Source organism: Actinomadura citrea (assembly GCF_013409045.1).
GTDB lineage: Bacteria > Actinomycetota > Actinomycetes > Streptosporangiales > Streptosporangiaceae > Spirillospora > Spirillospora citrea.
This window is the reverse complement of the sequence record NZ_JACCBT010000001.1, coordinates 990,060-1,002,779: the sequence shown is the minus strand read 5'-3', so window position 1 is coordinate 1,002,779 and position 12,720 is coordinate 990,060. Positions and strand designations below refer to the sequence as shown.

Annotated in this window: 10 protein-coding genes; 9 read left to right on the top strand and 1 reads right to left on the bottom strand. The window is 71.1% G+C overall.

The window, feature by feature from the left end; translation table 11 throughout:
• Positions 1 to 67 precede the first annotated feature (67 nt).
• The 3 genes from BJ999_RS04920 (at position 68) to BJ999_RS04910 (ending at position 3,244) form a co-directional block, all read left to right on the top strand.
• A complete protein-coding gene (locus tag BJ999_RS04920; RefSeq protein WP_179832176.1) occupies positions 68 to 1,927 on the top strand; it encodes a glycoside hydrolase family 15 protein in 1,860 nt (619 codons plus the stop codon).
• Positions 1,924 to 2,409, top strand: coding sequence for a hypothetical protein (locus BJ999_RS04915; RefSeq protein WP_179832175.1), 486 nt, complete (start codon positions 1,924 to 1,926; stop codon positions 2,407 to 2,409). Before BJ999_RS04920 ends, BJ999_RS04915 begins: the two co-directional genes overlap by 4 nt.
• A gap of 88 nt (positions 2,410 to 2,497) precedes the next feature.
• On the top strand, positions 2,498 to 3,244 hold the full coding sequence (locus BJ999_RS04910; protein WP_179832174.1) for a sporulation protein: 747 nt from the start codon (positions 2,498 to 2,500) through the stop codon (positions 3,242 to 3,244).
• A 7-nt stretch (positions 3,245 to 3,251) separates the two neighbouring features.
• On the opposite strand, the gene tcuA is transcribed toward BJ999_RS04910, so the two are convergent.
• A complete protein-coding gene (gene tcuA, locus BJ999_RS04905; protein WP_179832173.1) occupies positions 3,252 to 4,733 on the bottom strand; it encodes an FAD-dependent tricarballylate dehydrogenase TcuA in 1,482 nt (493 codons plus the stop codon).
• 285 nt (positions 4,734 to 5,018) lie between these two features.
• Between tcuA and BJ999_RS04900 the strand changes: the two genes are divergently transcribed.
• The 6 genes from BJ999_RS04900 (at position 5,019) to BJ999_RS04875 (ending at position 12,551) form a co-directional block, all read left to right on the top strand.
• On the top strand, positions 5,019 to 6,689 hold the full coding sequence (locus tag BJ999_RS04900) for a thiamine pyrophosphate-binding protein (protein ID WP_179832172.1): 1,671 nt from the start codon (positions 5,019 to 5,021) through the stop codon (positions 6,687 to 6,689).
• Positions 6,690 to 6,983: 294 nt separating this feature from the next.
• A complete protein-coding gene (locus BJ999_RS04895) occupies positions 6,984 to 8,330 on the top strand; it encodes an MFS transporter (protein ID WP_229810232.1) in 1,347 nt (448 codons plus the stop codon).
• The gene (locus BJ999_RS04890; RefSeq protein ID WP_179832170.1) at positions 8,327 to 9,661 is read left to right on the top strand and encodes an MmgE/PrpD family protein; all 1,335 of its coding nucleotides are present in this window, start codon (positions 8,327 to 8,329) and stop codon (positions 9,659 to 9,661) included. The genes BJ999_RS04895 and BJ999_RS04890 overlap by 4 nt, the downstream gene beginning before the upstream one ends.
• A gap of 52 nt (positions 9,662 to 9,713) precedes the next feature.
• Positions 9,714 to 10,670 (top strand): asparaginase, encoded by a 957-nt coding sequence (locus BJ999_RS04885; protein ID WP_179832169.1) that lies wholly within the window; start codon positions 9,714 to 9,716, stop codon positions 10,668 to 10,670.
• A gap of 62 nt (positions 10,671 to 10,732) precedes the next feature.
• Positions 10,733 to 11,644, top strand: coding sequence for a polysaccharide deacetylase family protein (locus tag BJ999_RS04880; protein WP_179832168.1), 912 nt, complete (start codon positions 10,733 to 10,735; stop codon positions 11,642 to 11,644).
• Between the two features lie 226 nt (positions 11,645 to 11,870).
• Positions 11,871 to 12,551 carry a GntR family transcriptional regulator gene (locus BJ999_RS04875; RefSeq protein ID WP_179832167.1) on the top strand — a complete coding sequence of 227 codons (681 nt, stop codon included), beginning with the start codon at positions 11,871 to 11,873 and terminating at the stop codon, positions 12,549 to 12,551.
• Positions 12,552 to 12,720: the final 169 nt, after the last annotated feature.

Below are 12,720 nucleotides of genomic sequence, written 5' to 3'. Positions count from 1 at the left end.
GGAATCCTGAGGGACATATGAGACAGGAAGGAATGGATGCCCTGAAAACGGATGAGAGCATGGGCTCATGAGAGTCGGCGGTCATCCCGTTGACACCCCGTCCGATCCCGGGCGCACCACGGCCTTCCGGAGCGACGGCTACGCCCCGCTGCGGGACTACGCGGTGATCGGAGACGGACGGAGTGCCGCGCTGATCGCCGCCGACGGGTCCGTGGACTGGCTGGGGATGCCGGATCTGGACTCGCCCTCGGTGTTCGCCGCCCTCCTGGACCCCGTCCGAGGCGGCCGCTTCCTGCTGGAGCCAGAGGAGCCCTACACGGTCGCGCGCCGGTATCTCCCTGGCACGAACGTGCTGGAGACCACGTTCACCACCGGCGGCGGCAGCCTGCGGGTCACCGACGCGCTGACCCTGGAGGCCGATGGGGCCCTGGGGCCGATGCGGGAACTGCAGCGGCGCATCGACGGCGTGGCGGGGACGGTGCCGCTGCGCTGGAGCGTGCAGCCGCGGTTCGGTTACGGTGCCCGCCGCCCACGTATCGCCAGGCGCGCCGGCGTCCCGGTCGCGGTGGCCGGCGCGGACGCGCTCGCCGTCTGCGCCTGGGACGCGGGTGAACCGGAATGCACCGACCGGGCGATCAACGGCCGCCTCGATCTGCGGCGAGGACAGCGGGCCCTGCTGGCGATCCCGCTCGCCCACCAGGAACCGCTCGTCCTGCCGGCCCGTCCCGAATGCGATGCCCGCATGGACCACACCATCGCGGCCTGGCGCGGCTGGGCCCGAGAACGCTCGAACGAGGGCATGTGGCGGGACGCCGTGCTGCGCAGCGCGCTGGCGCTCAAGCTCCTGATCTTCGCGCCCTCGGGGGCGATCGCCGCCGCGGTGACCTCCTCGCTGCCGGAACAGGTCGGAGGCGAACGGAACTGGGACTACCGCTTCTCCTGGGTCCGCGACTCGGCGTTCACCCTCGACGCGTTCCTGAGCCTGGGCTGCCCCGCCGAGGCGCATGCCTACTTCTGGTGGCTCATGCACGCCTCCCAGCTCACACATCCGCGGCTGCGGGTGCTCTACCGGCTGAACGGCGGCGGCCACGCGACGGAACGGACGCTCCCCCTCGACGGATACCGCGGCTCCAGACCGGTGCGGATCGGCAATGCGGCGGGCGCGCAGACCCAGATGGACACCTATGGCGAGCTTTTGCAGATCGGCTGGCTGTACGCGGGCGCCGCCGGACGGCTGGACGCGGACATCGCCCGGCGCCTGGCGGAACTGGCCGACTTCGTCTGCGCCGCCTGGCGGGGGCCGGACTCGGGGATCTGGGAGGTGCGCAGCGCTCCCCTGCACTTCACGCAATCGAAGATGATGTGCTGGGTCGCGCTCGACCGGGCCATCGACCTCTGCGAGCGCGGCCTGATCCAGAGCCGCGGTTCGGCCCGCTGGCGGCTGGCCCGCGCGCAGATACGCGACTTCGTCGAGACGCGTTGCTTCTCCTCACTTCACCACTGCTACACGCGCTCCGCCGGCAGCTCGGACCTGGACGCGGCCGTGCTCCTCGGTCTTCTGCACGGCTACGCGCCTCCGGGCGATCCCCGCATGCGCGCCACGGTCGACACGGTGGCACGGGAGCTCCGGCACGGCCCGTTCGTCGACAGGTACTCCGGCGAGGACGGGGTGAGCGGTACCGAAGGCGCGTTCCTGGCCTGTTCCTTCTGGCTGGCCGAGTGCCTCGCCCGCACCGGGCGCCTCGAACAGGCCACAGCGCTGATGGACGACCTGGTCGGGCTGGCCAACGACGTCGGCCTGTACGGCGAGGAGATCGACCCGGCCACCGGGGCCTTCCTGGGGAACCTGCCCCAGGGGCTGAGTCACCTGGCGTTGATCAGTGCCGCGTGCACCATCGACTCGATCGCCGCCGAGGCGGACGGGTGAGCGCCTGGGGGACCGCCGCGGGCGCCTTCGTCGGCACGCTGGCGCTGACCACCGCCCTTCGCACCGCCAGCGAGCTCAGGCTCACCCGCATGGACCTGCCGTTCCTGCTCGGGACGGCCGTGACCGCCGACCGGGCCCGCGCCAAGGCCATCGGCTACCTCATCCACTTCGCCAACGGAGAGCTGTTCGCGTTCGTCTACTACGCCGTCTTTCTCGCCATCGGCCACGCCGGCTGGTGGCTCGGAGCCCTCTTCGGTCTGGTGCACGGATTGTTCGCCGGCACCGCGCTGGTGAACATCCTGCTGCCGTTGGCCCACCCCCGGATGGGCAGCCCGATGACCAGCGCCCCCAAGGTCGCCCTCTTGGAACCCCCGGGCTTCCTGATGCTCAACTACGGGCCCAGCACACCACTGGTCACCGTCCTCGCCCATGTCGGCTTCGGAGCCATAGTCGGAGGTTTCACCACGCTCGGTCCTGGATGAGCGTCCGGCCGGACGGTGATCGGGCTCGCCCGCCAGGCCTGCGCACGTGATCGATTTCAGGGAGACTGCGTCGGTGATGTTCAGACGTATGCAGAGGTGGTCCGGCGGCGGGGCGGTCGAGGTCGATGCGCAGGTGTTCGCCGGGTCCGTCCGTCCTGGCGGCACCTTCCCCGGGCAGGTGGTCCTCCGGGCAGTCGGGAGGGAGGCCCGGGTAGAGACGATCGTCCTGCGGGTCGTCGCCGAGTATCCGAGTCTGGACACCGGCGAGGCGGAGACCGACGAGATCGGATGCCACTACCTCGACGGGCCGTTCATCATGCGGGAGGAGCAGGAGCATCAGGCCCGCTTCTCGATGCGGCTGCCGTGGGAGACGCCGATCACCGAGTTGGCGGGACAGGCCCTGGGGCCGGTCGTACGGCTACGGACCGCACTGGACGACGAGGACTCGGAGGGAGACGCCGACCATGACCTGATCCATGTCTCCTCGCTCCCGCTCCACGAGGCGATCATGGACGCCTTCGCGGTGGCCGGCTGGACCCTGCAGTCCAGCCGGCTCGTGGGGGAACGCGTGCCGCCCACGGATCAGATCTTCGACTTCCACCAGTCGTACACGCTCACCGACCGCCGCTCCACCGCCGACGGGCCGGGCGACCTGGAGGTCACCTTCCTCACCAACGCGGTCGGCTGTGAGGTGTTCGTCCGGCCCGCCGCGCCCGAGACGCGGTACTGGAGCGACAAGCCTCCCGCCCGCCGTTTCGTCGCGGCGCACCACGACCTCGATCAGGTCGACTGGCCGGCGGAAGCCCGGCGCTGGATCGGTGAAGCGGTCCGCTAGGCCGTCGTCAGGTCGCCGGTGCGAGAGCCGAGGCGAGTCTGCCCGCTTCCGTTCCCGCCTTGCGGCCGAACACCGTGCCCGCCGACAGGCCGCTGCCGCCGGGATAGTTGTGGTAGAAGAGGCCGCCGACCATCTCTCCCGCGGCGAACAGCCCGGGAATCGCCTCACTCTCGTGATCGAGCACCCGTCCGGAGTCGTCGATCCTCACTCCGCCGAAGGTGAACGTGATGCCGCAGGTCACGCCATAAGCCAGATAGGGCGGCTCGTCGAGGGGGAGGGCCCAGTTGCTCTTGGGGGGACGGAGGCCGGCCGTGCTCAGGCCGTCCTTGACGGAGGGATCGAAGTGCCCCGGCCGGGTGGCGGCGTTGTAGTTCTCGACGGTGGCGGTCAGGCCGGAGACGTCGATGCCGGCGAGTTCGGCGAGTTCGGCGATCGAGTTCGCCTCGAATCGGGTGACGCCGGGAACCTGGTACTCGGCCTCGCGCAGGAGCGGTGCCGTCTTGGCGTCGAAGAGCTGGAAGGCACGGGCTCCGGGCTGGAGGAGGATCTGCGCACCGTACTTGGCGTAGGTGTAGTTGCGCAGTTCGGCGCCCTCGTCGAGGAAACGCCTTCCTTCGGTGTTGACCACGATGCTCAGCGGATACGACTGCTTGGTGTGCCGGTTGGTCAGCTCGAAGTCGCCGGTCTCTGGAGCGTTGGCGTCCCAGGCCACCGCGTGGCAGCCGCTCCAGTGCCCGGCGGGCTGGGCGCCCGCGTCCAGTGCCGCCAGCAGGGCCGCACCGGTGTTGTACGGCGTACCGCGCACTTTGGCCAGGTCCCAGTTCGGGCCGAGGTACTGCGCCCGCAGCAACCGGTTGGCCTGGAATCCGCCGGCGGCCAGCACGACCGCCTCGGCGTGGAACTCCTGTTCACCGGCCCCGACACCGACCACTCGGCCGTCGGCGTCCCGCAGCAGCCGGTCCACGGGGGTGGAGCAGCGGATCGTGACGCCCTCCCGTTCGGCTATGAGCCGGTGCCGGGCCACCAGTCCCTTGCCGCCGTCGACGACGGCCAGCGGGAGCCCTCCCCAGAACCGGTAGCGTCCGTCCACTTCGTACGCCTGCCTCTCGTACTGGAGGCGGAAGCGGATTCCGAGATCGTGCATCCAGGTCAGGGCGTTCGCGATGTCATGCACCATCGCGCGGGTCAGTGAGGGATCGCACCGCCCGAGCGTGACGCGGTCCATGTCGCTGCCGAAGTCGTCGGCGGTGTACGGCGCGATGTCGGTGCGCGCGTGGCGTTCGTCGTCCACGACCAGCTCCGTCAGTTCGTCCAGGCCCTGGTACGTCGTCCGGATCGCCCCAGCGGTGAAGTAGGTGTTGCCACCGATCGCCTCGGCCGGGCCCTTCTCCAGCATCAGCACCCGCGCGCCGTACTGGGCGGCCGCATGCGCGGCGCAGAACCCGGCGTTGCCGGTGCCCACGACGATGACGTCTGCCTTGTTGTCCATGGGGGAGCCTTTCGAGTCGGCCGGTCGTGGAGCGGTGACGGGGCTGGGTGCGCCCGGGAGGCGCGCAGCGGACTGGTTCCACGTTCGCAGTGTACATGTGTATACGACGGCCCTCCAGAGTCGGAACCCCGCTCGTGACAGAGCTGATCGCTTCCTCAGGGCGCGGCATCTCGACCATCGACCAACCTCAGACATGGCGTTGATTGTGCAGGTGAGGACGATTTCTCCAATTCCTCGAAACTAGTCATTGAGGATCGTGAATTCATCTGTGTACACTCGCATGCCATGAGCGAGGATGTGGAAGACGTCACAGGCGCGGTCGTCGCCGCCCTGGTCGCCGAGGACACGGACGTGATCTTCGCGCTGATGGGAGACGGCAACGTGGACCTGCTCGCGCGGACAGCGACCGGAACCGACATCACGCTGGTGCACGCCTGCCACGAGCAGGGGGCCGTCGCCATGGCCGACGGCTACGCGCGGTTCTCGGGCAGGCCGGGGGTGGCGAGCGTGACGCACGGCCCCGGCCTCAGCAACACGGCCACCTCGCTGCTGACCGCCGCGGCCGCCCGTTCCGGCGTCGTGCTGCTGGCACCCGACACGCCGACCGGCGATCTCGATCACCCCCAGCGCTTCGACCAGCGCGGATTCGTCGGTGCTGCGGGCGCGTACTTCCGGCCGCTGCACCGGCCCGGCACGGTGTACACCGACACCGCCGCCGTCTTCCGCCATGTGCGCGCCGGCCGGGGGCCGGCGGTGCTCAACGCCCCCACCGACGTCATGCACGCCCGGTTGCCCGCCGGGACCGGTTCCTACGAGCCGTCGGCCGCCCCGCCCTCCCCACCGCCGCCCGATCCCCGCCTCGTCGCCGAAGCGGCGGCGGCCCTCACCGCCGCCCGGCGCCCGGCGATCCTGGTCGGACGGGGGGTGGCCCCGGGCGGCGGGGCGGCCGCCGTGGGAGAGCTCGCCGACCTGCTGGCAGCACCGATCGCCACCACCCTCAAGGCGAAAGGCCTGCTGGCCCACCATGCGCGGCACCTCGGCGTGGCAGGCGGGCTCGGCTCCGGGCGTGCCGGCAGGGTGCTCGCCGAAGCCGACTGCGTCCTCGTGCTCGGAGCGTCGGCCAACCAGTGGACCACCGACGGCGGCACCGTCCTCTCCGGCGGCATGGTGGTGCAGGTCGATCGGGACGGCGAGGCCATCGGCAGGCATTCCGCGGCGGACCTCGCCGTCGTGGGAGACGCCGCGGCCACCGCGGGCGCCCTCTGTGCCCTCATCGGGGGCACCGGCCGCCCCGCCCCCGATGAATGGACGGTCCCGGACGGCCCCGACCAGTTCGTTCCGTCGGCACCCGGCACTTCGCCGGTCCATCCCCGGCTCGCCGTGGAAGCGCTCGACGCCGTCCTGCCGGAGGACCGGCTGCTCGTCGTCGACGCCGGGCACTTCGGCTCCTACGCCCAGCAGACCCTGCGCAGCTGGGATCCCCGCCGCTATGCCTTCACCCACGATTTCGGCGCGATCGGCCAGGCGCTGGGGGTGGCGATCGGCGCCGCGGTCGCCTGTCCCGGTGAACGGGTGACGGCCGTTCTCGGCGACGGATGCCTGATGATGAGCCTGAGCGAACTGTCAACGGTCGTGCGGTACCACATTCCGTTGACCCTCTTCGTCATGAACGACGGGGGCTACGGACAGGAACGCCACAGCCTGACCGCCAAGGGCCTGCCGGACACCGAGGCATGGCACGCGTGGCCGGACATCGGCGACGTGGCCCGGGGGTTCGGCATCCCCGCTCATTGCATCCGGTCCGTACGGGACCTCGACGTGCTCCAGACGCTGCCGGAGACGACCGGACCCGTGCTGTTCGACGTCCACATCGACCCGGAACCACGAAACCCCGCGTTCGCCGAGATCGCCCACCGGCTGGGCGGAGCCGCCCTCAGACAGCCCCCGTCCACGTGACCCTCAGGCCGGCGGCAGGCCGCCCGCCGGCCCGAAAGACGCGGCATCCCGCGTGAGGCCGACCCACCGGAGGCCACCCCTCCGCAACGCCATCAGGGACGACGCCGCACGGCGCCTCCGATCCTCCGCGTCCGCCGGCGCGGCGGGTCGCCAGAGCAGAGCTTGACGCGGCCCCGCCGTGACCCGTCCGAACCGGTCACCACGCCGTTCGCATCCGGTGCCGAGCCATCGGCGGTGCCGAGCCGTCGGCGCCCACGCACCACCGCACGTTCCACGGTGCCACAACCGAAGGAGATGGAAGTTGTGCCGCACGTTCAGGAAAACAAAGACGATACCGGTACTCCGACACCGTCCCTGGCGGAAGCCACAAAAGTAGCCAAGGCCGCCTTTCTCGGCACCGCCATCGAATGGTACGACTTCTACATCTACGCCAGCACCGCGGCACTGGTATTCGGCAAGCAATTCTTTCCCGAGATGTCCGATGTCGCCGCCACCCTCGCCTCCTTCGCGACCATCGCGGTGGCCTTCGCCGCCCGGCCGATCGGGGGGCTGATCTTCGCTCACTTCGGGGACCGCATCGGCCGCAAGGCGACCCTGGTGGTGTCCCTGGTCCTGATGGGCGTCAGCACGATGCTCGTGGGCGTCCTGCCGACGTATGCGACGGCGGGCGCGATCGCCCCCGTGCTCCTGGTGCTGCTCCGCTTCGTCCAGGGGGCCGCCGTGGGCGGCGAATGGGGCGGAGCCGTGCTGATGGCCACCGAGTTCGCCCCGCACGACCGCAGGGCCCGGCTCTCCGCCTGGCCGCAGCAGGGTGTCACCGCGGGGCTGGCCCTCTCGACGGCCGTGCTCCTGCTGATCACCCTCGTCATCCCCGAACAGACCTACCTCGACTGGGGCTGGCGAGTGCCCTTCCTGTCCAGCGCCGCGCTGATCGTGGTGGGGCTGGTGCTCCGGCTGCGGATCAACGAATCCCCCGTGTTCGAGGCCGGCCGCAGGAAGGCCGCCGCCCACGCCGATCCGGGGAAGGTCTCCGGGCTGCCGATCGTGAGCGTCGTCCAGCAGGCTCGCCGGACCACCGTGCTCGCCACCCTCGCCTACGTGTCGGTCAGCACCACGTTCTACGTCGCCTTCATCTTCCTGCTGGCCCACGCGACGGGCGAACTGGAGATGAGCAAGGCCTCCGCCCTCACCGCGGTGCTCATCTCGGCCGGCGCCTACAGCATCGGCCTGCGCCTGTCGGCGGGAACGGCCGACAAGCACGGCAGGCGCACGGCCCTGCTGTGGGGACTGGGCGGAGCCATCGCGGCGATCTTCCCGGTGCTCGCGCTCGTCGAGACCGGGGAGCCGGTTCTCTTCACGGTCGCCCTGGTGCTGTTCGCCTTCCCGGTCGGCTTCGCCTACGCCCCGGTGGGCGTGTACTTCGCCGAGTTGTTCCCGACCGCCATCCGGTACTCGGGCGTGACGGCTGCCAACCAGGCCGGCTCGCTTCTGGGAGCGGCCGTGGCCCCCTTCATCGCCGTCGGCCTCTACGAAGGGATCGGCATGTACGCCGTCGGAGGCTACGTGGTGCTGGTCTCCGTGATCAGCGCCGGCGCCGTCCGGGCGCTCGGCGAGACCCGGCATCTCGACCTGAGGAGGTGAGCGCGACCGTGCACAGCATCGACGACGCCGTGGCCGCGGCGGCCGATCTGGAGATGGGCCGGGTACCCGAGCCGGCCGTCCGGCACGCTCAGCGCGTGATCGCCGACACCGTCGCCGCCGCCGGGGCCACGACACCCGAGATCGCCGCCCTGGTCGCCCTCGACGAGCGCAACGGCCTGGTGACACCGGCCGGCAGGGCGGGGCCGGGGCACACCGCGACAGTGCTCCCGGCACCCGGCAGGCGCACGTATCCCGAGCACGCCGCGTTCCTCAACGCGACCGCCGGAACCGCATTGGAGTTGGACGAGGGCATGCGCCCGACCGGTCATCCGGCCGTGCAGGTGGTCCCGGCGGCGCTCGCCGTCGCCGAACATCTGCACGCATCCGGCACCGACCTCCTGCGCTCGGTCATCGCGGGATACGAGGTGAGCAGCCGGCTGTTCCGGGCGTTCCGGCTGCGGCCGGGCGTGCATCCGCACGGACACCTGGGCGCCCTCGGCGCCGCGGTCGCCGTGGCACTGCTCGACGGCACCGACCCGGTGGCGGCGGCCCGCATCGCCGCCACCGGCCCCGTCCTGGCGATGTGGCAGCCCTGCTACGAGGGCGCGACCGCGCGCAACGCCTTCACCGGGCACGCCGCTGCGAGCGGGGTGCGCGCCACGGCGATGGCGCAGGCCGGGTACAGCGGTTCGGCGGGGGCGCTGGAGGAGGCGTTCGGCCGGGTGGCTGGCGAGATCGTGGACGGCCCGGAGCTGTCGGGACCGCTGGACTACGGCAGGCTCGGCATCACCCGGAACTACTTCAAGGTCCACAGTGCCTGCGCCCTGACGCACTGCGCGATCGAGGCGGCACTGGACCTCGGGACGGTGCCGGCCGCTGCGATCCGGGAGATCCGGGTGGACACGGTCAGCGTCAACCTCAAGATCAACCGGCAGCCGGCCGCGAACGACCTGTCCGGCCGGTTCTCTCTGCCGTACGCGGTGGCGACCGCCCTGCTCCTCGGCGACAGCGGCGTCGAGGCCTTCCGCCACCGCCCCGAAGTCGCCGAACTGGCGCGCAAGGTGACGGTTCGGGCCGATGCCGGGTTCGACGCACGGTGGCCGGAGGCCGCCCCGGCCCGTGTCACCGTGCGGACCGACGGCGGCACCCTGACCTCCGTCGTCGACAACCCGCGCGGTCATCACACCCGGCCTCTCGGCGCGGAGGAGCATCGTGAGAAGTTCGTGGCGCTCCTGGGCGACTCGCCGACCTCCAGAGCATGGTGGGAGCGTCTCACCGGGCTGTCCGCGGTGACCGACTGTGCGGAACTGTTCGCGCGGGCGGAGAGATGATCGGAGGCGGAGCTGTGCGAGAAGGCCGAGCGTCACGAGCGGGGGCGGGACGATGAGCAACGGCACCGTGAGCCTGCTGGCCATGGGCGGCACCGTCGCGGCGGCTCCCGACGAGGGCGGCGCGGCGGCGCGCCATGGCGCGGGCGACCTGGCGGGCACGGTGGGCGGGCTCCCGGTCGCCGTCCGGCCGCGCGACGTGCGCACCGTCTCCAGCCGGGCCGTCACCCTCGACGACATGTGGGCGCTGGCCGCCGCGGTGCGCGAGGAGATCGAGGGCGGCGCCGAGGGCGTCGTGGTCACCCACGGCACCGACACCCTGGAGGAGACGGCGTACGCGCTGGCGATGCTGGTGGACACGGTCGTCCCCGTCGTGGTCACCGGGGCCATGCGCGCCCCCCACCTGCCGGGCGCCGACGGGCCGGCCAACATCAGGGCGGCCATCAGCGCGGCGCTGCACGCACCTCTCGCCCGGTACGGTCCCGTGGTGGTCTTCCAGGACGAGATCCATGTGGCTCGGCTGGTGACCAAGCACCACAGCACCCGGATCGCGGCCTTCGCCTCCCCCTCCGCCGGCCCGGTCGGGTTCCTGGCGGAGGACGAGGTGGAACTGCTGCTCGGCCCGCCGCCCGTCACCGACCGGCTTCCGGCCACCGCACCGCCGGACCGGAGGGTGGAGATCGTACCGGCGATGGCCGGTGCGGACGGGCGGCTGGTCGACGCCATCGCCGCCGAGGTGGACGCCCTCGTGGTGGCCGGGACGGGCGCCGGGCACCTGCCGCCGCCACTGGCCGACGCGCTGGTACGCGTCGTTCGCGGAGACCGGCCCGTGGTCCTCGCCAGCAGATGTGAGGACGGGCCCATCCTGCGGCGCACCTACCGCGGCCACGGTTCGGAGACCCAGCTGCTGGCCGACGGGCTGGTCGCCTCGCGGACGCTGTCACCGCTCAAGGCGAGGCTCCGCCTGGTGTTCGGCCTCTCCGCCGGACTGACCGCCCGGCAGCTCTTCTGATCCCGCCCGCCTCCCGTCCTCGCCGCGCCCGCCGGCCACACCGTCGCCGTTGGAGGAGACAAATGGACACCCTGGCACCACGCGATTTCGTCGGCTACGGTCCGAACCCGCCGGACTTCGTCTGGCCGAACGGCGCACGGCTCGCCGTCAACTTCGTCGTCAACTACGAAGAGGGCGCCGAACGCAACGTCCTGGACGGCGATCCTGCACATGAGACCCTCGTCGAAGCCAGGTACGAGGTTCCGGCCGGGGAGCGTGAACTGTTCGCCGAGTCGACGTTCGAGTACGGCAGCCGCGTCGGCGTGTGGCGGCTGCTGGAGGCGCTGGACGAGCACGGGATCGTGCCCACCATCTTCGCCTCGGCCCTCGCGCTGGAACGCAACACCGCCGTGACCGAGGCGATCAAGGAGCGCGGCTGCGACGTGGTGGGGCACGGCTACCGCTGGATCCCGCACACCGGCCTCACCGCCGAGCAGGAACGCCGCAACATCGTCAACTGCGTCGAAACGCTTGAGCGCCTCACCGGCCGTGCGGTCCAGGGCTGGTTCACCCGTCCTCCCAACACCGTGCGCACACGCTCATTGCTGGCACAGGCCGGCCTGGTCTACGACGCGGGCTCGGTCAGCGACGACATCCCCTACTACGAGGCGGTGGACGGCCGCCCCTTCCTGATCGTCCCTTACTCGCTCGACGTCAACGACACGAAGTTCTACAAGGGGCAGTTCTTCACCGCCGACGACTTCGCGCGCTACGCGATCGACTGCTTCGACACCCTCGCGGGCGAAAGCGTGCGGCGCCCCCGGTTGATGTCGGTCGGCCTGCACCCGAGGATCATCGGCCGTCCGGCCCGGTTGCCCGGACTGCTGCGCCTGATCGAGCACCTCAGCGCGAACGGCGACATCTGGATCGCGGGCCGTGACGAGATCGCCCGCTTCTGGCTGGAGACCTTCCCGCCCGGGTCCGCGCACGGCTGAGCCGGCTCCGGGAGCGCCGACCGGCTGTATACAGCGGCCTACGATCTGGCCCAGGACTCGCTGAGGAGGGGATCCCGGAGCCACTTCGGCGTGCACCCTCCCGCGTGACTTTGGACCGCGATCTGCTGCTGTAGAGGGCGAGTCGACAGCTTCACCTGGGTGCGGCTAGATTGTATGCGGCTGCGCACTGACCTGCGCCGGCAGCGCCACACGACGAAGGAGCGGTATGAAGTCTGCCTCGGCCGGACCGAACCGATCGATCGCGGGCCTCCCCGAGAACCGGCGCCACGCCCTGTACGAGCAACTCAAGCAGTCGATCTATCTCGGCGACCTGGAGCCCGGCCGGTATCTGGTCGAGAGCACGCTCGCAGCCATGTACGAGGTCAGCCGCACTCCCGTCCGGGAGGCGCTGCTGCGCCTGGAGCAGGACGGGCTGGTCGTCCGGGACGGGAGCGGCCTGACGGTCCGCGACCACAGCCCCGACGAGATCCTGGACCTCTACGAGGTGCGGATCCTCCTGGAGCGCGAGGCGGGACGGGCCGCCGCGGGTCGGCGCACGACGCACGACCTGCTGACATTACGGAAAGCAGCCAAGCGCTACGAGTCGGTCGACGTCGACAATCCGCGGGGAATGGTCGAGACGAACCGGGAGTTCCACCAGGCCGTCTGGCGATGTACTCACCAGCTCGCGCTGCTCGACCTGCTCGAACGTCTCGACCTGCACCTGGGCCGCTTCCCCAATACGACACTGACGTACCCGAACCGGCGGGAAGCGACCATCGAGCAGCACCGCGCGATCGTGCGCGCCGTCGAGGCACGGGAACAGGAACGGGCGGGCGACCTCTGCGCCCAGCACTTCAGCGACGCCCGCGACATCCGACTGGCCCAGTGGGAGAACGAGGACTGAGCCGGCAGCGCCGCGCGGCGGAACGGCGACCCGCCGGGTCTTGTCGCCGTCGCACCGGACCGACCACCGCGCCACCGCGCGGCACCGTTCGATGCGCCCGCCGCGGAACCGATCACCCGGGCGGACCGTCGCAGGGTTTCACGGTCGTTCAGAAGATCAGGGACGAAGG